The organism is Allochromatium palmeri (assembly GCF_009720725.1).
Classification (GTDB): Bacteria; Pseudomonadota; Gammaproteobacteria; order Chromatiales; family Chromatiaceae; genus Thermochromatium; species Thermochromatium palmeri.
This window is the reverse complement of sequence record NZ_WNKT01000043.1, coordinates 1-24544: the sequence shown is the minus strand read 5'-3', so window position 1 is coordinate 24544 and position 24544 is coordinate 1. Positions and strand designations below refer to the sequence as shown.

Below are 24544 nucleotides of genomic sequence, written 5' to 3'. Positions count from 1 at the left end.
TCCCGGCCGTGATCGCGACTGAACGCTGGCCCAAGCCGTACATACCATCAGAGATCGAGGAGATCAGATCCATGTCAGAAGAAAAGGTCTATCCGGTTCCAGCGGCGATCGCCGCCAAGGCTCATATCAATGCCGAGCAGTACGCGGCGATGTATCAGCGCTCGATGGACGATCCGGCCGGCTTCTGGGCCGAGCAGGCCGAGCAGTTCGTGACCTGGAGTAAGAAGTGGGACTCGGTCATGGACTACAGCTACCAGGCCGACGACCTGCACATCAAGTGGTTCCAGGGCGGTCAGCTCAACGTTTCCTACAACTGTCTGGACCGTCATCTGGACACTCGTGGCGATCAGGTCGCCATCATCTGGGAAGGCGATGACCCGAACGTGGATCGCAAGATCACCTATCGCGAGCTGCACGAGGAAGTCTGCCGTCTGGCCAACGTCCTCAAGTCGCGCGGCGTTAACAAGGGTGACCGGGTCTGCATCTATCTGCCGATGATTCCCGAGGCGGCTGTCGCCATGCTGGCCTGTACCCGCATCGGCGCGGTGCACTCGATCGTCTTCGGCGGCTTTTCGCCCGACTCGCTGCGCGACCGCGTGCTCGACTCCGAGTGCAAGCTGGTCATCACCTCCGATGAGAGCGTGCGCGGCGGGCGTCACATCCCGCTCAAGAAGAACGCCGACATCGCCATGCGCGAGTGCCCGAACGTCGACACCATGATCGTGGTGCGCCGCACCGGCGGTAACGTCGACTGGGTCGAGGGTCGCGACATCTGGTACGACGAGTCGATCGCCGCCGCCTCCACTGAATGCGCCCCCGAAGCGATGGACGCGGAAGATCCGCTGTTCGTCCTCTACACCTCCGGCTCCACCGGCAAGCCCAAGGGTGCTCTGCACACCACCGGCGGCTATCTGGTCTATGCCGCCATGACCCACAAGTACACCTTCGACTATCAGGACGGCGAGGTCTACTGGTGTACCGCTGATGTGGGCTGGGTCACGGGTCACACCTATATCGTCTATGGCCCGCTGGCCAATGGCGCGACCTCGGTCATGTTCGAGGGCATCCCGAACTATCCGGACATGTCGCGCTTCTGGGACGTGGTCGACAAGCACAATGTCGCCATCTTCTACACGGCCCCGACCGCCATCCGCTCGCTGATGCGCGCCGGCGAGGAGCCGGTCAAAAAGACCTCGCGCGCCTCGCTGCGCATCCTCGGTTCGGTCGGCGAGCCGATCAATCCCGAAGCCTGGGAGTGGTATTACAACGTCGTCGGCGATGGCCGCTGCCCGATCGTCGACACCTGGTGGCAAACCGAGACCGGCGGCCATTTGATCACCCCGCTGCCGGGCGCCACGGCGCTCAAGCCGGGATCGGCCAGCCAGCCCTTCTTCGGCGTGGTGCCGGCACTGGTCGATGCAGCCAACGGCACCCTGATCGAGGGTCCGGGCGAGGGCGCACTGGTCATCACCCAGCCCTGGCCGGGTCAGATGCGCACCGTCTACGGTGATCATCAGCGCTATATCGACACCTACTTCAAGCAGTATCCGGGCTACTATTTCACGGGCGACGGTGCGCGCCGCGATGCCGACGGGTACTATTGGATCACCGGGCGTATCGACGACGTGCTCAACGTCTCGGGCCACCGTCTCGGTACCGCCGAGATCGAATCGGCGCTGGTGCTGCATCCGCATGTCGCCGAGGCGGCGGTGGTCGGCTATCCGCACGACCTCAAGGGTCAGGGTATCTATGCCTATGTCACCCCGATGGCCGGGGTTGAGCCGACCGACGAGCTGAAGAAGGAGCTGGTGTCGCTGGTGCGCGGCGAGATCGGTCCGATCGCCATCGTCGACATCATCCAGTGGGCGCCGGGTCTGCCCAAGACCCGTTCAGGCAAGATCATGCGCCGCATCCTGCGCAAAATCGCCGCCAACGAGATCGACTCGCTGGGCGACACCTCAACCCTGGCCGATCCGACCGTGGTCGAGGATCTGATCGAGAACCGCGCCGTCAAGTAAAGAGGCGCACGCGCGGCCCGGCTGGTCCGGGCCGCGATCTCGTCTTGAAGGGACTGGGTCGCAAGGCCAAAATGGATTTCAATTGATTGATTTAAAAACTCTTCAAGCCGCGTCTCGCCAACCGCTTGGCTCGGACGGGACCGGGGCAGTGGACGGCACTGTGCTTTGAGCATTGGACGCGGTTTGAACCATTCATCTCAAGAGGTTCATCTTGTCTTCGAGTTTTCGAGTTGGAGTTTTCGTCGACGCCGAGAACGTGCGTTACAACGGCGGCTATCAGATGCGTTACGACATCCTGCGCCGTTTCGCTGCACGCGAGGGCGGCGTGTTACAACGTCTCAACACCTACATGGCCTACGATGCCGAGCGCGCGCGCGAGGACTTCGAGTACAAAAAAAAGGCCCATGCTTATCAACAGATGGTGCGCGACTTTGGCTGGAAGATCACCGCCAAAACAGTGCGGCGCTACACGGATGACAACGGCAACGTCACCACCAAGGCGAATGCTGATCTCGACATGGCCGTGGATGCCATGCTCCAGGCCAACCGGCTCGATCAGGTGCTGCTGGTCACGGGCGACGGGGACTTTCTGCAAGTCGTCGAGGCGCTTCAGAACACCGGCTGCCGGGTCGAACTGATCGGCTTCAAAAACGTCTCGCGCCTGCTCCAGCAGCGGGTCGATGCCTTTTATTCAGGCTTCATCATCCCGGATCTGCTTCCCGTTACGTACGAGCCGCGCAACGAATGGGGCAAGCCCGGTTCCTGTGTGCGGGGCGTCTGTACCAAGTGGTTCCCCGACAAGGGCTATGGCTTCCTGCGCGTCATGAATCAACTCTCGCCAAATCTCTGGATCACAGACCCACGCGAGGTCGATTCGCCCTATACCAGCGTGTTCTGTCACGCCAACGAGGTCGCTGACGAAGTCACCGAGGATCTACTGATGAATCGTGAGACCGTGCTGGAGTTCTACCTCAACGAGAGCGAACAGAAGGACAATGGACTGGTCGCCAACAATGTGAGACTGGCGTTCACGGTCAACCGCTAGCTGACGCAAACATCTGGGGCTGCCGATGGCGAAGGATTCAGTCACACTCAAACCCTCCGGACTGGCCTGGCGACTGGTCAGGGATCAGCTCATCTCTGAGTCCCAGATGCAGACGGCCTATCAGGACGCGCTCTCCAAGGGGCGATCCTTCGTTCAGCATCTGGTCGAGGAAAAGCTCCTCGACAGCCGTCGCATCGCGGTCGTGGCTGCACAGGAGTTCGGCGTCCCGCTGCTCGATCTGGATGCCTTCGAAGCCTCGAATCTGCCGCCCAATCTGGTCGAAGAGCGGCTGATCAACAAGCATCGCGCGTTGCCGCTGATGCGGCGCGGCAACCGGCTCTTTCTGGCGATCTCCGACCCCACCAACGACCAGGCGCTGGAGGAGATCCGTTTTCACACCGGATTGGCGACCGACCCCATCCTGGTCGAAGAGAGCAAGCTCAACGCGGCCATCCAGAAAGCGGTCCAGGCTCAGGATACCAGTACGCTCGGTGATTTCGCCGATGCTGATCTGGAAAAATTGGAGGTCATGGGCAACGAGGAGGAAGACACCGAAAACCTGGATGCGACCATCGATGAGGCGCCGATCGTACGCTACGTCAACAAGATCCTGGTCGATGCCATCACCTCCGGGACGTCGGATATTCACTTCGAGCCGTTCGAAAAGTTCTTTCGCATCCGTTTCCGTCAGGATGGTCTGCTGCGCGAGGTCGCCAGCCCGCCACTCAACCTTGCCAATCGGTTGACCTCGCGTCTGAAGGTCATGTCGCGCATGAACATCGCCGAGCGGCGTGTGCCCCAGGACGGGCGCATCAAGCTCAAGCTCAGCCGCAATCGCGATATCGACTTTCGCGTCAATACACTGCCCACGCTCTATGGCGAGAAGATCGTGCTGCGGATCCTCGATGCCAGCTCGGCCCAGGTCGGCATCGACGCGCTCGGTTTCGAGCCTGAACAGCGCGATCATTTTCTCAAGGCGATCAAAAAACCCTATGGCATGGTGCTGGTCACGGGGCCGACCGGCTCGGGCAAGACCGTCTCGCTCTACACCGCGCTCAACATCCTCAACGACCCCGAGATCAATATCTCCACGGTCGAGGATCCGGTCGAGATCCAGGTTGCGGGCATCAATCAGGTCAACCTCAACCCCAAGAGCGGCTTGACTTTCGCTGCGGCGCTACGCGCCTTTCTGCGCCAGGATCCGGACATCATCATGGTCGGTGAGATCCGTGACCTGGAGACCGCTGAGATCGCAGTCAAGGCGGCCCAGACCGGACACCTGGTGCTCTCGACCCTGCACACCAACGACGCCCCCCAGACCCTGACCCGTCTGGCCAACATGGGCGTGCCACCCTTCAACATCGCCTCCTCGGTGCTGCTGATCATGGCGCAGCGTCTGGCGCGCCGGCTGTGCATGCACTGCCGCGAAAAGGTGGATCTGCCGCGCGCGGCCCTGCTCGAAGAGGGGTTCAGCGATCAGGAGATCGACGAGGGCCTGACCATCTATGCGCCTGTCGGGTGCGACAAGTGCAACAAGGGCTATCGCGGACGTGTCGGTATCTTTCAGGTGATGCCGATCTCCGAGGCCACAGTGAGCCTGATCCTGGAGGGCGGAAACTCCATGCAGCTGGCCGCACAGGCCCGACGCGAGGGAATCGCCGATCTGCGCGCCTCTGGACTGCGCAAGGTCAAGGCCGGACTCATCAGTCTGGAAGAGGTCAACCGGGTCACCACGGAATAACCTTCCACGGAGCGCATCATCATGGCACTCGCCACAGCAAGCAAGGTCAAGCCGAAACCCAAGGCCGAAGAGGCCAAGGTCTTCGCCTGGGAGGGCACCGATCGGCGCGGGGCACGGGTCAAGGGCGAGACACGCGCGGCCAATATCAATACCGTGCGCGCCGATCTGCGCCGTCAGGGCTTCAACCCGACCAAGGTCAAGGCTAAGCCCAAGCCGCTGTTCACCAGCAAGAAAAAGATCACGGGCCAGGATCTCTCCATGTTCACCCGCCAGCTCGCCACCATGATGTCGGCGGGCGTGCCCCTGGTTCAGGCGTTCGATATCGTCGGGCGTGGACATGAGAACCCGGCGATGCAGGACATCATCCTTTCGATCAAGCAGGACATCGAGAGCGGCACAGCCATGTCGATCGCCATGGCCAAGCATCCACTGTATTTCGATGACCTGGTGTGCAGTCTGGTGTCGGCCGGCGAGCAGGCCGGTGTGCTCGACGTGCTGCTCGACAAGATCGCGACCTACAAGGAGAAGACCGAGTCGATCAAGGGCAAGATCAAGAAGGCACTCTTCTATCCGGCCGCCGTCATCATCGTGGCCGTGATCGTGACGGTGGTCATTCTGTTGTTCGTCATCCCACAGTTCAAGGAGCTGTTTTCGAGCTTCGGTGCAGATCTGCCGGCCTTCACGCTCATGGTCATCGGACTCTCGGATCTGATCCGCGAATGGTGGTGGGCCTTCTTCGGCGGGATCGGTGCCTTCGGCTACAGCGTCGCCTATATCTTCAAGCGCTCCAAGCGTTTTCGCGAAATCGTCGACCGTACCAGTCTCAAGATTCCGATCATCGGTCCCATTCTGAACAAGGCCGCCATCGCCCGCTTTGCGCGCACGCTCTCGACCATGTTCGCCGCCGGTGTGCCCCTGGTCGAGGCGCTGCAATCGGTCTCGGGCGCAACCGGCAATGTGGTGTATCAGGACGCGGTGATGAAGATGCGCGAAGAGGTGGCCACGGGGCAATCGCTGCAACTGGCCATGCGCCAGCGCGATATCTTTCCGCACATGGTCATCCAGATGACGGCCATCGGCGAGGAATCGGGCGCGCTCGACGACATGCTCGGCAAGGTCGCTGACTTCTATGAAGAGCAGGTCGACAATGCCGTCGATGCCCTGAGTAGCCTGCTTGAACCCATGATCATGGTCGTCATCGGCGGTCTGGTCGGAAGTCTGGTGGTGGCCATGTATCTGCCGATCTTCAAGCTGGCCTCTGTCGTCTAGGTCGTTTCCAGGAGTCCTGCCAAACACCATGTCCACACCCGCCTGGCTGGAACTGCTCCAGACGCATCCCTGGCTCTTGTATACGAGTGCCGTGCTGCTTGGACTCATCCTCGGCAGCTTTCTCAACGTCGTCATTCTGCGTCTGCCGCGCATGATGGAAGCCGGATGGCGACGTGATTGCGCCGAACTTCTGGGGGCGGACGAGACGCTGCCGGAGACCGATGAGCCACCGCTCAGCCTGTCGAAGCCCGCCTCGACCTGTCCAAGCTGCGGGCATCGCATTCGCGTCCACGAAAACATCCCCATCCTGAGCTATCTGCTATTGCGTGGACGCTGCTCAGCCTGTGGGGCGCGAATCAGTCTGCGCTATCCACTCGTCGAAGGACTGACGGCGCTGCTGACGCTGATAGTGGTGGTTCAGTTCGGTCCAACCTGGCAGGCGGCGGCCGCGCTGCTCCTGACCTGGTCGCTAATCGCGCTCGCCGTCATTGATCTCGACACCCAGCTTCTACCCGACAGCCTCACCCTGCCCATGCTGTGGCTGGGACTCGTGCTGAGTCTGTTCGGACTCTTCACCGACAGCCAGACCGCCATCATCGGGGCTGTCGCCGGCTATTTGAGTCTGTGGACAGTGTTTCAGCTCTTCCGGCTTGCCACCGGCAAGGAAGGCATGGGCTATGGCGATTTCAAACTGCTGGCCCTGCTCGGCGCCTGGCTCGGTTGGCTGGCGCTGCCGCAGATCATCCTGCTCTCGGCGCTGGTCGGCGCGCTGGTCGGGGTCGCGCTGATTCTGAGCGGTCGGCACGAATCAGGAAAGCCGCTGCCCTTCGGTCCCTATCTGGCCGCCGCCGGCTGGATCAGTCTGATCTGGGGCGAGCAGATCAACGGCACCTATCTGCGTCTGAGCGGACTGGCGTGAGCTGTGTCGGTCTGGTCGTCGCCCTGACCGGCGGCATCGGCAGCGGCAAGACCACGGTGGCTGACCGGCTCGCCGAGCTGGGCGCTGGAGTCATCGACACCGACGAGATTTCACGGGCGCTGACGGCGCGTGATGGCGCGGCGCTGGCGCCGATCGCTGACGCCTTCGGGCCGGACATCCGGCTTGCGGACGGTACACTCGACCGCGCCCGACTGCGCCGGCGCGTCTTCGCCGATCCAGCCGCGCGTGCGCAACTCGAATCCATCCTCCACCCGCTCATCGAAGCGACCATGCTCGAACGGCTCGCCGCGCTCCAGACCGACTATGCTGTGCTGGTGATCCCGCTGCTGTTCGAGACCGGACAGCAGCGTCACGCCGATCGCGTGCTGGTCGTCGACGTGCCCGAGTCGATCCAGATCGCGCGTGTCATGGAGCGCAGCGGTCTGTCCGAAACCGAGGTGCGGCGCATCATCGCCAGCCAGATCCCGCGCCAGGAGCGCAACGCCCGCGCCGACGATCGCATCGACAACAGCGGTGAGCGCGTGGACCTGGAACCCCGCCTGCACGAATTGCACACAGCCTACACCCAAATCGCGGTCAAGCGATCGCGCTCTATACACGCTTGAGCGCCAAATCAGCTTAATTTGCGCTGATTACAGCGAATTCTCTTGCCAAACGTGTAAGTAGCGTTGTATAAAACGTTCGCGTCATACACATCAATCATGACGCTCGCTGCGCTTGGGTCACAGTCCGGTTCATTGTTTCCGCTCGCAGGCCACAAAGACTGTCGAATCGAGCCTTCATTCCTGAAACCGTATTCAAATCGGGTCCGAATCCGCATCGCGCCAATCACGAATCGAAGTCAGAGAGCGACCTGTTCAGCAAGGATAAAGACACGGTTTGAAGGGAGACTCAACGATGCACCCATCACTGTCCTCAATGCTTCGCCCAGCCTTGTTTGCCGCCACGCTGCCACTGCTTGCCCTGACCTGGCAACCGGCCCTCGGGGCCTCTGAGTGCAAAGGACTGGCCCAGGATCTCTGCACGACCAAGGAGCAATGTCGCTGGATGCAGGGCTATACCAGAAAAGACGGCGTCCAGGTGTCGAGCCACTGTCGTCTGTCCAAGCCGCGCAAGACGGAGGCGCCCGAGACGCAGGCTACAGCGCCGGTGGACACCAAGCCTGAGACCAAGAGCAACTGATCTGAACGCAGACGCCCGTCTCGGCGAGGCGGGCGCCATGACCACAAACGTCTCGCTGGTATCGAATCACGCTGACGCGAAACGCACCCTGAACCAAAAGGTACTGCCCTCCCCGACCTGACTCTCGACACCGATCTCACCGCCCATGCGCTTGACCAGACGCCGACTGATCGCCAGTCCAAGCCCGGTGCCTCCATAACGGCGCGTGTTGGAATTGTCCGCCTGCTCGAAGGCTTCGAAGATGCGTTTCTGGTCCTCTGGCGCGATCCCGATACCGGTATCCTGGACCTCGAAACAGATGACAGCCTGGGCCGTATCCGATTCGATCAACCGCGCCCGCACGCACACTGAGCCCGACGGCGTGAACTTGATGGCATTTTCGATCAAGTTGAGCAGAATCTGGCCGAGACTCACCGCATCGCCCTGCAGTCGCCTCTCGGCGAGCGCCGGATCGCACTCGCTCAGCAACGACAATCCCTTCTCCAGGGCGCTCGCCCGCACAAGAGCGACCTGCTCCATCACGAGACGTTCGACGTCCAGGTCTCGCTCCTGGAGCGTGAATTGCTCTGATTCGACATTGGAAAACGCCAGGATGTCATCGATCAGTTCCAGGAGATGACGCGAGGCTTTATCGAGCTGTTCCAGTTGCTCGATCTGCTTGGAGTCGCAGGCGCGCCGCCGGGCCAGCGCGTTCATCCCCATGATGGCATTCATGGGCGTGCGCAGTTCGTGACTCATATTGGCGAGAAAGGCCGTCTTGGCCCGATTGGCTGACTCGGCGGCCTCCTTGGCGATGGCAAGCGCGGCGGTACGGGCCTCGACCAAGTGCTCCAGATGATCGCGATGGCGTTCGAGTTCAGCCTCGCTCGCATCACGACGCTGCTCGGCCCGCGCGAGCTTGATGGACACCAACACCAGAACCGCCAGGAAGAGTCCCGAGGCCAGGAGCGTCATGAGCGAATCACGTCGCCATTGCGCCAGATATTCGGCATCAGCGATGCCGACCGCGATCAGGAATGGAAACTCACCAACGCGCCGGTACGCGAGGATGCGCCGAATGCCATCGATCGGCGACAGGATATCGATGAAGCCGCTGGTCCCCTGAGTCAGATAGGCGACACGGATCGGAATGTCGGGAACGGGCTGGTTGTCGACTTTGACCGGATCTGGATAGCGCACGATCATGGCGCCGGTCTCCAGACGGCGCATGACCACCAACCCATCCGTCCCCAGTTCGAGCTGAGCAAACTGATCGTACAGCGCCTGCACATCGATGGCATTGACGGCCACGCCCAGAAATCGCCCTTCGTCGTCCTGGACCGCCCTGGCCATCCACAGCGTGGTGCGTTTACTCAAACGTCCCGTCGCCACCTCGGAGAAGACCGTGCCCTGGGCTGGATCGTTCCGAAGTTGCTGAAAGAACGCGCGGTCGGCGATGTTGATCGCACGATCGTCGGCCTGGCTGCTATAGAGCCAATCGCCGTTGGTATCGAAGACACGCAGGGCCAGGGCGGCCGTGACCTCGCCGACGTGCGACTGGAGCCAGTGGTTGAGGCGCTGGCGATAGGGGGCTGCCGACTCGGAGCGCATGGCGTCGTGATCGATCTCGCGCGCTATCATGGTCACGTTCCGCTCGGCCGCACGCAGATCGGCGCTCAGCTTGGATTCGAGAACCAGGCTCAGATTGGTGGCGGTGGTGATCGCCGTCGCTCGCGCCGCGCGATGGGAGACCATGAGCTGCGAGGCGATCAGCCCCAGGAAGAGCACGGCGATGACCGCGAACAGCACGCCATAACGCGCGCCCGAGCCGCGTCGTTGCGCGCGGGTGAAACGGGTGAAGGGGTGGATCCCAGGGGTTGGCATCGAGTCTCCAGTTCCATGAGGCAAGGTCAGCCATGGGAGATTGTAACGCCGATGCCGATACGAATCGAATACTCAACGTTCGAAGACGATCCGCCCGCCGAGCAGCGTCCAGCTCACCCGTCCGCGCAGTTCGTGCCCCATGAAGGGCGTGTTGCGTCCCTGACTGATCCAGGTCGCGGGCGACGGTGTCCAGACCGCGTCCGGATCGAAGACGCACAGATCGGCGGCGGTACCAGGGGCGATACGCCCGAGATCACGCTCCAGGATGGAGGCCGGCCCAACCGTGAGCCGCTCGATCATGCCCATGAGATCGAGCACGCCGGTTGCGACCAGCCGCAGCGCCAGCGGCAGCACGGTCTCCAGGCCCGAGAGTCCGGGCGCGGTCTCGGGCAGCGGACCAAGCTTGGCGTCGGCATCGTGCGGCTGATGATCCGAACAGACCGCCGTCAGCACGCCCTCGGCCAGGGCCGTGCGCAGCGCGTCGCGATCGGCGGGCGTGCGCAGCGGCGGGATGAGATGGCAGTTGGCGTCGAAGTGCTCCAGATCGTGCTCGGTGAGAAAAAGCTGATGCAGCGCCACATCGCCGCTCGCCCGCACTCCACGCGCGCGCGCCTCGGCCAGCATCTCGACCCCGCGCGCGGTGGACAGCCCACGAAAATGGATGCGCGCCCCGGTCTGCTCGGCCAGCGCCAGATCGCGCGCCACAGCCACGGTCTCGGCGGCCTCGGGAATACCGGGCAGCCCGAGTCGGGTACCGACGAGGCCCTCGTGGGCGCATCCGCCAGCGCTCAGTTCCGGATCGAGCGGCAGCAGAAAGATCGGCAGCCCGAAGGTCGCGGCATATTCAAGCGCGCGTCGCTGGACCTGCGTATCGCGTACCGGGCGATCGGCCTGACCGAGCGCCGGACAGCCGGCGAGCTTGAGCGCGGCCATTTCGGTGATGGATTTGCCTTCCAGCCCTTGCGTCATGGCCCCGATTGGCAGTATGCGCACCAGGCCGTGGCGCTTGGAGATCTGATGCACCAGCCGCGCGACGGCGGGCGTGTCGATGACCGGGCGGGTATCGGGCGGACAGCACAGTGTCGTGACACCGGACGCGGCGGCGGCGCGCCCCTCGCTGGCAATGGTCGCCTTCTGCTCGTGCCCCGGTTCGCGCACCCTGGCGCAGAGATCGACGAAGCCCGGACAGACCACCTGCCCGCGCGCATCGAGCGTGCGATCGGGCTGAAATCCGCTGGGCGCGGCGCCGATGGCCAGCACCCGGCCCTCGGCGAGATGGATGTCGGCGACGGCATCCTGCCCGCTGGCCGGATCGATGAGCCGTCCGTGACGAATACTGAGACGAGGCGCGTTAAGCATGGGCCGCTTCTTCCTGGCTCGGGCTGGTGCCGAGATGTTGGTTGCCGAGACACATCGACATCACCGCCATGCGGACCGCGATGCCATTGGTGACCTGTTCCAGGATCACCGAGCGACGCCCGTCAGCGACCTGCGAGTCCATCTCGACCCCGCGATTGATCGGCCCCGGATGCATGACGATGGCATCGGGGCGTGCGGTCGAAAGCCGCTCCTCGGTCAGCCCGAAGAGCTGGAAGTATTCATGCTCGCTCGGCAGGAGCGCACTGTTCATGCGCTCGCGCTGGATGCGCAGCATGATGACCACGTCGGCGTCACGCACGCCCTCGCTCAGATCGTGATAGGCCCTGACTCCGAACGCCTCCTCAACCCGGGTCGGCAGCAGGGTACGCGGAGCAATGACGCGCACATCGGGCACGCCGAGCGTCTTGAGCGCGATCATCTGCGAGCGCGCCACGCGCGAATGCAGGATGTCGCCGACGATGGCCACGCGCAACTGGCTGAAATCCGGTTTGTGACAGCGGATGGTCAGCATGTCGAGCATGGCCTGGGTCGGATGCGCATGGCGACCGTCACCGGCATTGATGATGCTGACATGCGGCGCAGCATGGGCGGCCATGAAGTGGGCGGTGCCGCTTTCGGCATGGCGCACCACGAACATGTCCACATGCATGGCTTCCAGGTTACGCAGTGTATCGAGCACTGTTTCGCCCTTGGCCGTGGCTGAGGTCGAGATATTGAGATTGAGCACGTCGGCCGAGAGCCGCTTGGCGGCCAGCTCGAAGGTGGTTCGGGTGCGGGTGCTGTTCTCGAAGAACAGATTGGCCACGACCTTGCCGCGACACAGCGGCACCTTCTTGACCGCCTGTTGGGCCACGCCAAGGAAGCCATTGGCTTGATCGAGGATCTCGGTCAGGAGTTCGCGGCTCAGTCCATCGATAGTGAGAAAGTGCTTGAGTCGACCTTGGGCGTCGAGCTGGGGATTGGGCGTGGTCATAGTCTCGCAGGCAGCTGGGTGGACGGGTGTCAGACGATGTGAGTCGATATCAACGGTGTATGTCCCGTTTGGCGCGCAGCATGAGCAGTGGCTCAGGACCGCTGAGCTTGATCTGTTCATCGGCGCCGAATCCAGCCTCGAAACCGGCCACATCGGCGGCGATCGGTAGCTCGCGTCCGTCGCGCTCGAGCAGCACCGCCAGGGTCACCGAGGCCGGCCGGCCATAGTCGAACAGCACATTGTGCGCCGCACGGATGGTACGTCCGCTCTGGAGCACGTCGTCGACCAGGATCAGATGCCGATCAGCGACCCCGACCGGCAGATAGGACGGGCGCACCTGCGGATGCATGCCGACCCGGCTGAAGTCATCGCGATAAAAGGAGATGTCGAGATGCCCCAGCGGCTCGGCCAGCCCCAACCGCGCATGCAGCCGGTCGGCGACCCAAACCCCACCGGTGTGGATGCCGATCATGAGTGGTGCCGCGATACCACGGCGCTCCAGACGTTCGCGCAGGCGCACGGCCATGGTGTCGATGGCCGCCTCGATGGCGGTGGCGTCCTTCCAGATGTCAGTCTTGCTCACAGAGCCAGGTTTCCAGGATCAGGGCCGCCGCGAGCGCGTCCACGGCTTCCAGGGTGGGCGTGCGCCGATCGCGCTCGGCGAGTTGACGATGGGCCTCGCGCGAGGTCAGACGTTCGTCGACCAGATGCACGGGCAGTCGATAGCGTCCTTCGAGCTGACGGGCGAAGCGGTGCACGCGCGGCGACCACTCGACCTCCGTGTCGTCCATCTGAAACGGCAGGCCGACAACCAGCGCACTCGGACGCCATTCGCGGATCAGGGCTTCGATACGCAGCCAGTCCGGTTTCTCGCCCTGACTGCGCAGCGTGGTCAGCGGCGTAGCCGAGCGGGTGATCATCTGACCCACGGCCACACCGATCTTGCGCGGGCCGAAGTCGAATCCGAGCAGCGTCATCACTGGATCACGGGCTTCAAGCGTGCCCGGCCTCGCCGCTCATCAGATTGAGATCCACGCCGAGCAGCTGAGCGGCCGCCATCCAGCGCGCGCTGGGGTCCATGCGGAAGATGATTTCATTGCTCGCCGGGCCGTTGAGCCAGGCGTTGGCGCTCATCTCCTGTTCGAGCTGACCGCTGCCCCAGCCGGCATAGCCGAGGGCGATCAGCACCTGATCCGGTCCCTCACCGCCGGCGATCGCTTCCAGGATGTCGCGCGAGGTGGTAACGCTGATATCGGGCGTGATATTGAGCGTGGAGTCGTAGCTGTAGCCGGCGGTGTGCAGGACGAAGCCGCGGTCGGTTTGCACCGGGCCACCCTGATAGACGGGCGTATCACCCACACCCGGACGCACCGCCTGAATATCCAGTTGATCCAGGAGCGCGCCGAGCGTCACATCCAGCGGGCGGTTGATCACGATGCCCATGGCGCCCTGATCGGTGTGCTCGCAGATATAGGTGACCGTGCGCGCGAAGTTGGGGTCTTGCAGACCCGGCATCGCGATCAATAGGTGGTTGGTCAATGAAGTACTGAAAGACATGGGCGTTAGTATCCTGATCGGCTCATGATGAGGCAAGCACGACAAGCCATCCGCAGAAGGCCAGCGGCATTCGTCCGGCCTCGGGTCGATAGGACGATCATACGGTTGTTTCGTCCCGCTGTCCCAGAGAAGCGTGTTCAACGCTCCCAGCCGAGCACATCACCGCGCATGAACTGCCAGGTGCGCACGATGTCGAGTACATCGGTCTCGGCGGCGATGTCGGGCGGAAAGGGCGAGAAGGGCGCGGCCAGTTCGACGATCTGGATCGCCGCCCGGTCGAGCATGTCGAAGCCGGAAGAACGCACCACGCGGATGTTCTCAAGACTGCCGTCAGCGCGCACGGCGACATGCAGGATGAGACTGCCGTAGAGACGCTGATCGCGCGCGGCCTGCGGATAGTTGAGATTACCGATGCGCTCGACTTTCTGCGCCCAGGCGCTCAGATAGCTGGCATAGCGGAACTCGCGCGTGCTGGCGCTGATCGACTTGCGCCGTGCGCGCTTGGCGCTGCTGGCAGCGCGGGCCTCCTGGCTGGAGGTGAGCCGCGCGACCTCCAGCCCCTGGCTGGCAAGGATCTGAGCGGCGTCGACGACCGTCTGACGTGGCCTGAGCGGATCGACGTCCGGCCGTGGCGGCGCCTCGGCTTCGGTAGCCAGGACCGGCGCTGTCGGCGGCTCCTGCTGTGGGCGGATCATGGCATCGGGACGCGCGAGCGAGTCAGCGTGCGCCGGGGCCTCGTTCGCGACCGGTGGCTGGAGTTCACTGACCGGCGTATCCGTTTCCGCGGGCGTCTCGGATGCGTCCTGACTCGCCTCGCCGAAGGTCGGGATCGCGGCATCGCCGAGCGGCGATTCGCCCACCTGATCGCGCTGCGCCAGCGCGGCCTCGGTGGCGCGGTTCTGTACCTTGGCCCCGAGATCCTTGAGCAGGATCACCTCGATCGCCGACTCAGGTGGCGGGCCTGGCTCGGGCCGCACGAAGGAGACGGCCAGGATCAGCAGCAGGTGCAACCAGCCTGCTCCAGCCAGGGCCGCGATGAACGGCGTACTCGGCACCTGGGTGCCCTGTATGGTCAGCTCGCGTGGAGGCTCCAGTGTCGTGAACGGGGCGCGCGTCATGGTTGACGGCCATCCTCCTCCACGGGCCTGGAGACCGACCACTCGGGTTCAGCGATTTCGACGGACTCCTCGGCATCGACCAGCTCAAGGCGCTCGGCCATCGCCGGCGTCATGTGCAGGCGTCCCTCGGCATCGACGAGCAGCGCGTGCTGCACACCCAAGCGCCCGGCCACGCGCGGCCAAGCGGCGGGACCGGCAATGAAGAGCGCCCGGGCCGCGGCGGCAGCCTGCACGGTCTCCCCGCTCATGACAGTGACCAAGCGCACCCCGTTCGCAGGCCATCCCGTGCGCGGGTCGAGAATGGCATGATAGAGCTGGCCGCGATACGTGAATGCACGATCCTGCTCGGAGATGCTCGCCAGCGCCTCATCACCGCGCAGCGGAACGATGGCCAGCACCGCCGAGCCGCTTGGGCGCCGCACGGGAATGCGCCAGGGCTGACCGCTGCGCTCGCCGATGGCTCGCAGCTCGCGGCCTGACTGAAGGAGCGCGTTGCGCACGCCAAGATCCTTGAGATGCTCAATCGCCAGATCGATGGCTCGACTCAGGGCAATGGGTTCGAGATCGAGACTCAGGGCCGGATTGGTGCCCTTGAGGGTCAGACCCTCGATCTGAATCGACGCCATCGAGGGTGACGCCTCGACCAGCGCCGTGATCCGCTCAGATGCGGGCAGCGAACCGCCCGGCGCCCCAGACTCGAAGCCCCAGAGCGCCACGAGTCGTCCGAGACCGAGGTTGACGAGTCCCTCGCTCCGTGACTCCAGCGACTGCCCGAGTCGCACCAGCGGCACGATGGACGGCGGCGGCACGAACGGCTCGCTCTGGGCCAGGAGCCGATTCACACGCGCCATGGCCTCTCCCTGGCTCGACCAGTCGCGCTCCAGATACGCGAAGTCCTGGGCCACATGCGCCGCCGCCTGCTCGGCCTGCTCTGAGGTCACGGCGACCAGGCTCAGATCCACCTGACCGCCGAAGGCCGCGAAGTGCGACAGGGTCACGGGCGCGCGGTCGCGACAGGCCGACAGTGTCAGCGACAACGCGAGGAGCAGCACGATCGACCGTGCCGGCCGAAATAAGATCGAGGGGAACTGCACAAACCCCATGATGATGGCTCCCGAGTTGAATCTTGTGTGCGTACCACCTCCCGATGGCACGCCGGATGTCACAGGACGCGAGCCGCGCGCTCACCCAGTCGGGCGGCGAGGCGATCCATGAGATGACCCGCGATGTCCAGATCATGGGCCGCATCCAGCTCACGAATGCAGGTCGGGCTGGTAACATTGATCTCGGTGAGAAAGTCGCCGATGACATCCAGCCCGGCAAAGAGAATACCGCGCGCGCGCAGTTCAGGACCGACCTGTTCGGCGATCCAGCGATCACGGTCGCTCAACGGGCGCGCCTCGGCCGAGGCCCCGGCGGCCAGGTTGCCGCGGGTCTCGCCCGGCGCCGGGATGCGCGCCAGACAATAGGGGACAGGTTCGCCGTCGATCATGAGAATGCGCTTGTCTCCGGCGTTGATCTCAGGGATGAAACGCTGGACCATGCAAAAAGCCTGTCCATGCTGGGTCAGGGTCTCGATGACCACGCTCAGATTGGGATCGCCCGGACGCAGACGAAAGATCGAGGCGCCGCCCATGCCGTGCAGCGGCTTGAGCACGATCTCGCCGTGCTCGGACTGGAAGGCGCGAATGTCGCGCGCCTGGCGTGTGATGAGCGTCGGCGGCGCGCACGACGGAAAGGCGGCGGTAAAGACCTTTTCGTTGGCATCACGCAGACTGCGCGGATCATTGACGACCAGACAGCTGGCCTGTTGGGCGTGTTCGAGCAGATAGGTCGCATAGACATATTCCATGTCGAACGGCGGATCCTTGCGCATCAGGAGCGTGTCGAGCCAGTCGAGCGGCTGTTCGCGTTGCTCACCGAGTCGAAACCAGCCAAGCGGATCATCGACGACCTCGACCGGTCGCATCCACGCCCTGGCCTGTCCGTCGCGCAGCGACAGATCTCCGACCTCCATATACCAGAGTGACCAGCCGCGCCGTTGGGCGGCGAGCATCATGGCGAAGGTGCTATCCTTCTTGATCCGGATGGAACCGATCGGGTCCATAACGAAACCGATACGAATATTCATAACAGCAAAACCGTGCGCCTAAATTGAAAAACCGAGTTTAGTCGCTTGCATGCAAGGACGCTTGACCCTAGCATCCCAGTACACTCCAGGCATCAGGAATTCCTATCCGAGCCAGGGACTCCAACATCGATGACCATGGCAATCCGTTTCGAGAACATTGAACACATCGGCTCTGCCGCTCTCCAGCGCGCGGCCCGTCCATCCATCACGCCGTCTTGCGAGCAGGAGTTGGCATGCCAGACGAAGTAGATCTGCGCGGTACCAAAATCCTGGTCGTCGACGACAGCAAAACCATTCGGCGTAGCGCCGAGATACTGCTCGCCAAGGCCGGCTGCGAGGTTCAACTCGCCGAAGATGGCTTCGAGGCACTCGGCAAGATCGTCAGCTTCAAGCCCAATCTCGTCTTTGTCGATATCATGATGCCACGCCTCGACGGCTATCACACCTGCGCGCTGATCAAGAACAATCCACAACTCAAGGACACACCTGTCGTGATGCTTTCGAGCAAGGATGGACTCTTCGATCGCGCCAAGGGCCGTTTGGTCGGCGCTCAGCTCTATCTCGCCAAGCCTTTCACCGCCGACGAGCTGATCGGCGCGGTGCGCGCCAGCCTGAGTCAATCGTCATCCACGCAGAAGCCTTGAATCGAGCGCCAGCGCCCATGAATCGCCACCCAAGCCACTCAGCCAGGCCGTCGTTCGCTCCCCGCCGAGATCGATTCGCGAGGATATCAAGCACTCGAGTCCCGAGCACGCCATGAGACGCACCCTAGACAAATCGAATCCGCACCGCGATCTAGGCGCCGCAGCGACGACCATGGAGACGAGTCCGACCATCCTGATCGTCGACGACTCGCCGACTGAGACGCACATTCTCTCAACGACGCTGAAGAAAGCCGGCTACCAGGTCGAGACCGCCTGCAATGGCGAGGAAGGCGTCGCGCGCGCGCGCGCCCTACACCCGGACGTCATCCTCATGGATGTCATCATGCCGGTGCTCAACGGCTACCAGGCCACCCGTCAGTTACGACGCGATGCCGAGACCGCCGACATCCCCATCATCATGGTCACGACCAAGGATCTCCAGACCGACCGCACCTGGGGACTGCGCCAGGGCGCGACGGATTATCTGACCAAACCGGTCGACCGCCAGCTCTTGCTCGAACGCATCCGCGCCGTACTGGACGGCCCCGCAAGCCATGGCTAAGACCCAGCGCACCCGTACCGATCTGCACGAGCTGATCCAGAAGCTCGACGCGCGCTGTCGCGCCCGTGCCGCCGGACTGCCCGACGAGGAACGTCCACCGGACAGCTGGACCGCCGTGCTGTTTCGGGTCGATCGCCAACTCCTGCTCGCGCCCCTGGACGAGATCGCTGAGGTGTTGGAACTTCCCTGGGAGATCACGCGCGTTCCCGGCACCAAACCCTGGCTGCTCGGGGTGGCCAACAATCGCGGCACATTGCTGCCCATCTATGATCTGGCTTCACTGATCACGGGCGGCGCGCCACGGATTCGCAAGCGCTTCCACGAGGGCGCGCCGGAGCGTCGGCGCGAACAGATTCGCGGACGCGAACGTGTCCTGGTGGTGCGACAGGATGATCTCCCCTGCGGTCTGGTCGTCTCCGAGGCCGTGGGCATGCGCTATATCCAGAACAGTGATCGGATCGCCGAAAGTGTCGAGGGCTGGGGACCAATCAGCCGTTATGTCGGGACGGCCTATCGGCTCGATGGCCAGCCGCTGCCGGTGATTGAACTGAGGGCCATGATGACCGATCCGTTGCTCAACGCGGCGCTCATCTGATCCCGGTCCTCAAGCGGAGTGATCGGCCCCGGATGGCAGATCAAAACATGAATCAAGCAGTCAGACCTGTCGGTCCCGAGCCTCCAATGCAGGCGCCGGACAGGATCGATCAAGGAGTCGGCACGAGATGGCGAAACGTTTCACACTAAATCTTGGCAAGCCCGCGCTGGATGGCTCGCATCTCCTGATTGCGATTGCCTTTGGACTCGGCGCGCTGTTCTTCGCGATCCTGGCACTGTTCAGCTATCTTGAGCTGGCTCAGCTCGACGAAGTGAACGCGCGTCAAACCCTGCTCGTGGCCGAACAACAGATCCTGACTCAGGAGTTGACGCGCTCGGCGCGCGAAGCGGCCACCGGCGAGGCCGAGTCGCTCGAACGTCTGCGCCGCGAGCGTCAGCGCTTCCAGGCCAGATTCGTGGATCTGAGTCAGGGCATCGAGGAGTCCGTCCAGCAGGCGGCGACCAGTCTGTTGCGCACCGAGCTGCGCAAGATCGAGCAATCCTGGACGCCGCTGGCTCAGGGAATCGACGCGATTCTGGCCGCGCGCGAGCCGATCCTGGCGGTGCGCAAACTGGTCGAGGAGTCGCGCGAGCAGCTCCCGCGTCTGCGCGAGACCATGACGAAAGCGGCCAATCGTCTCGCCGCCGAGGGGGCGGCACCGGCGCTGGTGCTGGAGGCCGGACTCCAGGTCTCGCGGCTGGAGCGGCTGGAGTCGGCGCTGGACCGCTATTTGATGGGCGGTGTCGAGGCGAGCCAGGCACTCGCCGAGGCCGTCAAGTCGACCGATGCCTTCGCCGAGGGGCTTTCGACCCTGATCGCCGGTGCGCGCGGACGCGGCGAGACCTCTGGCTCACACGCGGCGCTCCAGGAAATGACCGAGCAATTCGCTACGCTCGAGACCCGCTCGACCGAGATCCTGCGCCGCATGGACGGCGTGCGTGCGGCCATCGGGCAACTTCCTGGCATTCAGACCGCCGCCGGTGGTGTCGAGTCGGCCCTGTCGGCACTGCTCGGGCACTATCGCGAAGCCGGTCGTCGCTTCATTCTGATCGGTCTGCCGATCGGCACGGGGGCGGTGCTGCTGTTCGCGGCCCTCTCGCTCCTGAGTCTCGCCGCCCTGGTGCTGATCTTCCTGCGTGACTCCAAGACCCGTGAGGCGGCCTACCGGGCGCAGACCGAGCGCGACGAGCGCGCCATTCTGCGTCTGCTCGACGAATTGGGCGACCTGGCCGATGGCGATCTCACGGTCGAGGCCACGGTCACCGAGGACAAGACCGGCGCCATTGCCGATGCCTTCAACTATGCCATTGAGGCTCTGCGTGGACTGGTCGCCACCATCAACCAGACCGCGACCCAGGTCGCCGGTTCGGCCCAGGACAGCCGCGCCATTTCGCTGCGTCTGGCCGACGCCAGTAGCGCCCAGTCGCTCCAGATCACCCAGGCCTCGGCGGCTGTGCAGTCGCTCACGGTGCAGATCGACGAGGTGGCGCGCAACGCCGGCGAGTCAGCCGAGGTCGCCTCGCGCTCGGTCGAAGTGGCCGGACGCGGCGCCCAGACCGTGCGCGACACGATTCAGGGCATGGATGCCATCCGCGAGCAGATCCAGGAAACCTCCAAGCGCATCAAACGGCTGGGCGAGTCCTCGCAGGAGATCGGCGAGATCATCGAACTCATCGACGACATCGCTGACCAGACCAATATCCTGGCCCTGAACGCCGCCATGCAGGCGGCCATGGCCGGCGAGGCCGGCCGGGGCTTCGCGGTGGTCGCTGACGAAGTGCAGCGTCTGGCCGAGCGCTCGCGCAACGCCACCAAACAGATTGAGGTGCTGGTACGCACCATCCAGGCCGACACCAACGAGGCCGTCAGCTCGATGGAGGCCAGTACTGCCGGCGTGGTCGAGGGCGCGCATCTGGCCGAGAACGCCGGTGAGGCCCTGCGCGAGATCGAAAACGTCTCGGCCTATATCGCCGAACTGACCAAGCGCATCGCCGACTCCTCACAGCGTCAGTCGCGCCAGTCGGCCGAGATCAACGACACAGTGCAAGTCATCCGCACCATCACCGAAGAGAACACCGATGGCACGCGCAAAGCGGCTGAATCGGTCGAGGTGCTGGCCGGTCTGGCAAGCGACCTGCAAAAATCGGTGGCCGGTTTCCGGCTGCCGGGTTGACGGGCGGACTTGAGTGCGAGGGACAGGCCAGTGGCGAACAAACAGCTGATTGGCGGCCTGAAATGGGTCAAGAATGAGATCGGTGCCACCCTGGGGCCGGTCCGCGATCTGGTGGCGGCCGGGAACGACTTCGACGCCGAGTCGGAGCTAGCATCCGTGCTCAAGGCGCTCGAACAGATCCAGGGCGTCCTGCTCGCCTTGAGTTTGACAGCGCCCGCGCGTCTGGTCGAGGAAATGCACCAGCTCGCCGAGTGCCTGGACGAGACCGATCCTGAGCACTACGCGGATGTCACCGCCGTCATGGGTCAGGCGCTCGATCAGCTCGGCAATCATCTCGATCGGCTGGATGCCGGATTCGAAGAACCGCCGCTGAGTCTGTGGTCGATCATCAATGCCCTGCGTTCGGCCCGCGACCAACTGCCCCTGACCCATTCGGAACTGCTGAACTTCGCGATCGCCGGTCGTGACAGCGACGCACACTGGATGTCCGAGGAGCTGGACATCCTGGCCGAGGTCATACGCCAGGTGCGCCCCCAGTTCCACCGTCATCTCGTTGAATGGTACCGAGGCGACGGCCAAGGGCTGGTCCAGCTCGGACGGCTCCTGTGCCAGCTCCACGACTATCTCAAGGATGGACTGCTCGCCGATCTGTTCCGACTCGCCGAGATCTTCGCTGAGTCGCTGCGGGATGGCCGGCTCGAATCCAGCCCCCGCGCGCGCACGCTCATGGGGCACCTGGACTGGGCGCTCAAACCACTGACTCAGCGTCCGCCCGTCTGGCCCGAGGTCGATAGCAAGACCCTGATCGAGCAGCTGCTCGACATTCTGACCACCGCCGGCATCGAAGACGCCGCGCTCATCGACGCCCGCATGAAATACGGTCCGGCGCCAGACGTGCCGGCAGCGAACGACACTCAGGCCATTCTGGAAGCCGACGCGGCACTCGCCCGATTGGCGAGCGATCTGGTCACGGAGATCGCCGAGCTCAAGTCGACCTTCGATCGCCTCACGCTCGAAGAGCGCGCCGATCAGGAGACGATCCAGGGATTCAGTGACTCTCTGCGTCGTCTGGCTACGCGACTCGAAGACGTCGAAGTCGGCAACCTGCCGGCGCGTCTGCGAGCGCTCGCCGATCGCTTCCAGACGCTCGATGCCGCGGATCTCGGCAGTCAGGCCGCACGGCTCGAATCCTACGCCATGGAGCTGCTGGGGATCGAATCCGTACTCCTGGCCCTGGCTGGTCAGCGCGACGCGGGCGCCGAACAGCTCATCGCTCCCGACATGGATCTCTCGGATCTGACCGCCGCCACGCTCCGCGAGGCCGGCTATGAGCTGTTGCGGGTCAAGGAGGCCATCGCCGACTGGCAGAGCGCGCCGGACTCCCCCGCGATCCTCGAACCCATCCACGGCTATCTGGCCAGCGTGTCGGGCGCGCTGCGCATTCTCGGCGAAAATCCAGCCGCCGATCTGGCGGAAGCCGTGGGACGTCTGGTGCAAAACACCTATGTCCGCCACCAGCGTCTTCCGAGCGGGAGCGAGATCGATCATCTGGCCGATGCCGTCGCCGGACTCGAACTCTATATCGGCCATCTCCAGCAGCCGATGCCGCTCGGCGATACCCTGATCAACCGCGCCGGACGGTCGATCTCAGTGCTCCAGGCCGAAATTGGCGAACTGGGCGAACCACCGGCGCCTGCCGAAATCAGCGTTACGCCGGAGCCGGAGCCGGAGGCGATACGCGCCCCGGAAGCGTTCGAGATCCTTTCCGAAGCCGAGCCGTCCGCACCCGAAGCGCCAGCTGATGATCTGACGTCCGTGGATGAAGATGAGGATGGAGAGACTGAATTCCTCGATATTTTCATGGAAGAAGCGGGTGAAGAGATCGAATCAGCACGCACGCAGTTGGCGCGCTGGCAAGCCGATCCATTCGATTCGGAGGCGCTAGGGACACTGCGTCGCAGTTTCCACACACTCAAAGGCAGTGGTCGACTGGTCGGCGCGCTTCAGGTCGGCGACTTTGCGCAGGCCATGGAGTTTCTGCTCAACCGGTTGATCGAGACCCAGTCCAGTCCTTCAGCCGAGATCATGGATTGTATCGTCGAGGCGGTGCGCGTTCTGCCTGACCTCGTGGAAGCCGAGGCCGAGGGGCGCCAATTCGACATCGAACCGTATGTGATGCGCGCCACCCAGCTGCGTGACGTATCAGGGAGCGAGCCGCCGCCAGCCGCTCAACCGCCGGTCGAGACGGCATCGCCGGCTGCCGAGGACATCGTCGATCACGACAGTCTGTTTGCCGCCGACGAGGAACTGCTCGACATCTTCCGCACCGAGACCCTGGAGCATCTGGCTGTGCTGCGGGCCTTCCTGGAGAGCGATGAACCCAGCGACGAGCACCGAGTCGACGAAGCCATCGAGCGCGCACTCCATACGCTGACCGGCAGCGCCCGCATGTCGGGCATGGACTCCATCGCCCGTGTCACCAAAGCGATGGAAACCTGTGTCAAGCCACTACGCGCGAGCGGCGAACCCTTGAGCGAGCCGCTCGTCGAACTCTTTCGGCGTGCCACTGCGGCCATCGCACAGCGTGTCGATGAGCTGCCCGCATCGGGCCAGGGAGCGGCGACGCTCGTGGCCCTGTTGCCCGAACTGACGCTCCCCGTCATTCAGACACCGGCGCCCGAGTCCGACCAGGAACCCACCGCATCAAGCGCCAGCGAGCCACAACCGTCGAGCGTCGATTTCAGTCCTGTGGAACTTGAACCGCTGGACCTCGAACCGCTGGAGCTGGAACCGGAAGCCACTGAATTCGCCGATGACCTCACGCCTGACTCCTTCGCGGCGGTCGAAGAGACCCAGCCTGAGTCATTCGTCGAACTTGAAGAGACCGAGTTCGAAGCCGTAGCGCTTGAAGAGATCGCGCCCGAAGACACCGCAGAACCAGAACCCGTCCCGATCGATGAGTCACTTCAGCTCGATGAGTCGCTCGCTGAGGACGCACTCGAACTCGCGATTCCGGACAGCGAGGAGCCGGCAGCGCCCGCCGAGCAAGCGACTGAGGATCTGGAGCTGCCGAGCGAGCTGGATCTCGTGAGCGAGGAGTCGCCGACCCCGGACGTCGAGGAGCCGGCAGCGCCAATCGAGCAAGCGACTGAGGATCTGGAGCTGCCGAGCGAGCTGGATCTCGTGCCGGAGACTGAATCACGCGCAGCTCCTGAAGAACCGTCGATCGAGCCAGAAGATGTTCTAACCCGAATTATTCATAAAAAAGGGCGAATCTCGTTTAACCAATTGATAAAATTGGTGTTCCGCCAAGAACGCTTCGGAGAAGCTAAACGAGGTCGCCCATGCCTGAG

21 protein-coding genes are annotated in these 24544 nt (G+C 63.6%); 12 read left to right on the top strand and 9 right to left on the bottom strand.

Annotation, left to right across the window (positions count from 1 at the left end):
* The first annotated feature begins 71 nt into the window (after positions 1-71).
* From acs to GJ668_RS15715, 7 genes are all read left to right on the top strand, one after another.
* On the top strand, positions 72-2018 hold the full coding sequence (gene acs, locus GJ668_RS15745) for an acetate--CoA ligase (protein WP_155451085.1): 1947 nt from the start codon (positions 72-74) through the stop codon (positions 2016-2018).
* 211 nt (positions 2019-2229) lie between these two features.
* Positions 2230-3063: a LabA-like NYN domain-containing protein gene (locus GJ668_RS15740; protein WP_155451084.1), complete on the top strand. Its 834-nt coding sequence runs from the start codon at positions 2230-2232 to the stop codon at positions 3061-3063.
* A gap of 25 nt (positions 3064-3088) precedes the next feature.
* Positions 3089-4804, top strand: coding sequence for a type IV-A pilus assembly ATPase PilB (gene pilB / locus GJ668_RS15735; RefSeq protein ID WP_155451083.1), 1716 nt, complete (start codon positions 3089-3091; stop codon positions 4802-4804).
* Positions 4805-4825: 21 nt separating this feature from the next.
* Complete coding sequence (locus tag GJ668_RS15730) at positions 4826-6073, top strand: type II secretion system F family protein (protein WP_155451082.1); 1248 nt, start codon at positions 4826-4828, stop codon at positions 6071-6073.
* Positions 6074-6101: 28 nt separating this feature from the next.
* A complete protein-coding gene (locus GJ668_RS15725; RefSeq protein ID WP_186343148.1) occupies positions 6102-6992 on the top strand; it encodes a prepilin peptidase in 891 nt (296 codons plus the stop codon).
* Complete coding sequence (gene coaE / locus GJ668_RS15720; RefSeq protein ID WP_186343147.1) at positions 6989-7618, top strand: dephospho-CoA kinase; 630 nt, start codon at positions 6989-6991, stop codon at positions 7616-7618. The genes GJ668_RS15725 and coaE overlap by 4 nt, the downstream gene beginning before the upstream one ends.
* Before the next feature lie 292 nt (positions 7619-7910).
* Positions 7911-8195, top strand: a complete 285-nt coding sequence (locus tag GJ668_RS15715; RefSeq protein WP_155451081.1) for a hypothetical protein — start codon at positions 7911-7913, stop codon at positions 8193-8195.
* A 66-nt stretch (positions 8196-8261) separates the two neighbouring features.
* Here GJ668_RS15715 and GJ668_RS15710 read toward each other — a convergent pair whose 3' ends face one another.
* From GJ668_RS15710 to gshB, 9 genes are all read right to left on the bottom strand, one after another.
* On the bottom strand, positions 8262-10058 hold the full coding sequence (locus GJ668_RS15710) for a sensor histidine kinase (protein ID WP_155451080.1): 1797 nt from the start codon (positions 10056-10058) through the stop codon (positions 8262-8264).
* 72 nt (positions 10059-10130) lie between these two features.
* Entirely contained in the window at positions 10131-11417 is a 1287-nt protein-coding gene (locus GJ668_RS15705; protein ID WP_155451079.1) for a dihydroorotase, read from the bottom strand.
* Complete coding sequence (locus tag GJ668_RS15700; RefSeq protein ID WP_155451078.1) at positions 11410-12411, bottom strand: aspartate carbamoyltransferase catalytic subunit; 1002 nt, start codon at positions 12409-12411, stop codon at positions 11410-11412. Before GJ668_RS15700 ends, GJ668_RS15705 begins: the two co-directional genes overlap by 8 nt.
* Before the next feature lie 49 nt (positions 12412-12460).
* Complete coding sequence (gene pyrR, locus GJ668_RS15695; RefSeq protein WP_186343146.1) at positions 12461-12994, bottom strand: bifunctional pyr operon transcriptional regulator/uracil phosphoribosyltransferase PyrR; 534 nt, start codon at positions 12992-12994, stop codon at positions 12461-12463.
* Positions 12981-13391 (bottom strand): Holliday junction resolvase RuvX, encoded by a 411-nt coding sequence (gene ruvX / locus GJ668_RS15690; protein ID WP_186343145.1) that lies wholly within the window; start codon positions 13389-13391, stop codon positions 12981-12983. The genes pyrR and ruvX overlap by 14 nt, the downstream gene beginning before the upstream one ends.
* A 13-nt stretch (positions 13392-13404) precedes the next feature.
* On the bottom strand, positions 13405-13968 hold the full coding sequence (locus GJ668_RS15685) for a YqgE/AlgH family protein (protein ID WP_155451076.1): 564 nt from the start codon (positions 13966-13968) through the stop codon (positions 13405-13407).
* Positions 13969-14105: 137 nt separating this feature from the next.
* Positions 14106-15086, bottom strand: a complete 981-nt coding sequence (locus tag GJ668_RS15680) for an energy transducer TonB (RefSeq protein WP_155451075.1) — start codon at positions 15084-15086, stop codon at positions 14106-14108.
* Positions 15083-16189 carry an FAD:protein FMN transferase gene (locus tag GJ668_RS15675; protein WP_155451074.1) on the bottom strand — a complete coding sequence of 369 codons (1107 nt, stop codon included), beginning with the start codon at positions 16187-16189 and terminating at the stop codon, positions 15083-15085. Before GJ668_RS15675 ends, GJ668_RS15680 begins: the two co-directional genes overlap by 4 nt.
* A 59-nt stretch (positions 16190-16248) precedes the next feature.
* A complete protein-coding gene (gene gshB / locus GJ668_RS15670) occupies positions 16249-17217 on the bottom strand; it encodes a glutathione synthase (RefSeq protein ID WP_155451073.1) in 969 nt (322 codons plus the stop codon).
* 233 nt (positions 17218-17450) lie between these two features.
* Here gshB and GJ668_RS15665 point away from each other — a divergent pair, with 233 nt between their 5' ends.
* The 5 genes from GJ668_RS15665 to GJ668_RS15645 all read left to right on the top strand — a co-directional run.
* Positions 17451-17861: a response regulator gene (locus GJ668_RS15665; RefSeq protein WP_155451072.1), complete on the top strand. Its 411-nt coding sequence runs from the start codon at positions 17451-17453 to the stop codon at positions 17859-17861.
* A 112-nt stretch (positions 17862-17973) separates the two neighbouring features.
* Entirely contained in the window at positions 17974-18423 is a 450-nt protein-coding gene (locus GJ668_RS15660) for a response regulator (RefSeq protein WP_155451071.1), read from the top strand.
* Complete coding sequence (locus GJ668_RS15655; protein WP_155451070.1) at positions 18416-19018, top strand: chemotaxis protein CheW; 603 nt, start codon at positions 18416-18418, stop codon at positions 19016-19018. The genes GJ668_RS15660 and GJ668_RS15655 overlap by 8 nt, the downstream gene beginning before the upstream one ends.
* A gap of 127 nt (positions 19019-19145) precedes the next feature.
* Positions 19146-21191: a methyl-accepting chemotaxis protein gene (locus GJ668_RS15650; RefSeq protein ID WP_155451069.1), complete on the top strand. Its 2046-nt coding sequence runs from the start codon at positions 19146-19148 to the stop codon at positions 21189-21191.
* Between the two features lie 30 nt (positions 21192-21221).
* A partial coding sequence (locus GJ668_RS15645) for an Hpt domain-containing protein (protein WP_186343144.1) occupies positions 21222-24544 on the top strand: 3323 nt, incomplete at its 3' end.

Bases quoted from the DNA above. Each gene is read 5' to 3' on its own strand.
- acs (WP_155451085.1), top strand. From the start codon at position 72: ATGTCAGAAGAAAAGGTCTATCCGGTTCCAGCGGCGATCGCCGCCAAG.
- GJ668_RS15730 (WP_155451082.1), top strand. From the start codon at position 4,826: ATGGCACTCGCCACAGCAAGCAAGGTCAAGCCGAAACCCAAGGCCGAA.
- GJ668_RS15660 (WP_155451071.1), top strand. From the start codon at position 17,974: ATGAGACGCACCCTAGACAAATCGAATCCGCACCGCGATCTAGGCGCC.
- GJ668_RS15650 (WP_155451069.1), top strand. From the start codon at position 19,146: ATGGCGAAACGTTTCACACTAAATCTTGGCAAGCCCGCGCTGGATGGC.
- GJ668_RS15715 (WP_155451081.1), top strand. From the start codon at position 7,911: ATGCACCCATCACTGTCCTCAATGCTTCGCCCAGCCTTGTTTGCCGCC.
- GJ668_RS15665 (WP_155451072.1), top strand. From the start codon at position 17,451: ATGCCAGACGAAGTAGATCTGCGCGGTACCAAAATCCTGGTCGTCGAC.
- pilB (WP_155451083.1), top strand. From the start codon at position 3,089: ATGGCGAAGGATTCAGTCACACTCAAACCCTCCGGACTGGCCTGGCGA.
- GJ668_RS15710 (WP_155451080.1), bottom strand. From the start codon at position 10,058: ATGCCAACCCCTGGGATCCACCCCTTCACCCGTTTCACCCGCGCGCAA.
- GJ668_RS15705 (WP_155451079.1), bottom strand. From the start codon at position 11,417: ATGCTTAACGCGCCTCGTCTCAGTATTCGTCACGGACGGCTCATCGAT.
- GJ668_RS15700 (WP_155451078.1), bottom strand. From the start codon at position 12,411: ATGACCACGCCCAATCCCCAGCTCGACGCCCAAGGTCGACTCAAGCAC.
- gshB (WP_155451073.1), bottom strand. From the start codon at position 17,217: ATGAATATTCGTATCGGTTTCGTTATGGACCCGATCGGTTCCATCCGG.
- GJ668_RS15685 (WP_155451076.1), bottom strand. From the start codon at position 13,968: ATGTCTTTCAGTACTTCATTGACCAACCACCTATTGATCGCGATGCCG.
- GJ668_RS15675 (WP_155451074.1), bottom strand. From the start codon at position 16,189: ATGGGGTTTGTGCAGTTCCCCTCGATCTTATTTCGGCCGGCACGGTCG.
- GJ668_RS15725 (WP_186343148.1), top strand. From the start codon at position 6,102: ATGTCCACACCCGCCTGGCTGGAACTGCTCCAGACGCATCCCTGGCTC.
- GJ668_RS15655 (WP_155451070.1), top strand. From the start codon at position 18,416: ATGGCTAAGACCCAGCGCACCCGTACCGATCTGCACGAGCTGATCCAG.
- GJ668_RS15680 (WP_155451075.1), bottom strand. From the start codon at position 15,086: ATGACGCGCGCCCCGTTCACGACACTGGAGCCTCCACGCGAGCTGACC.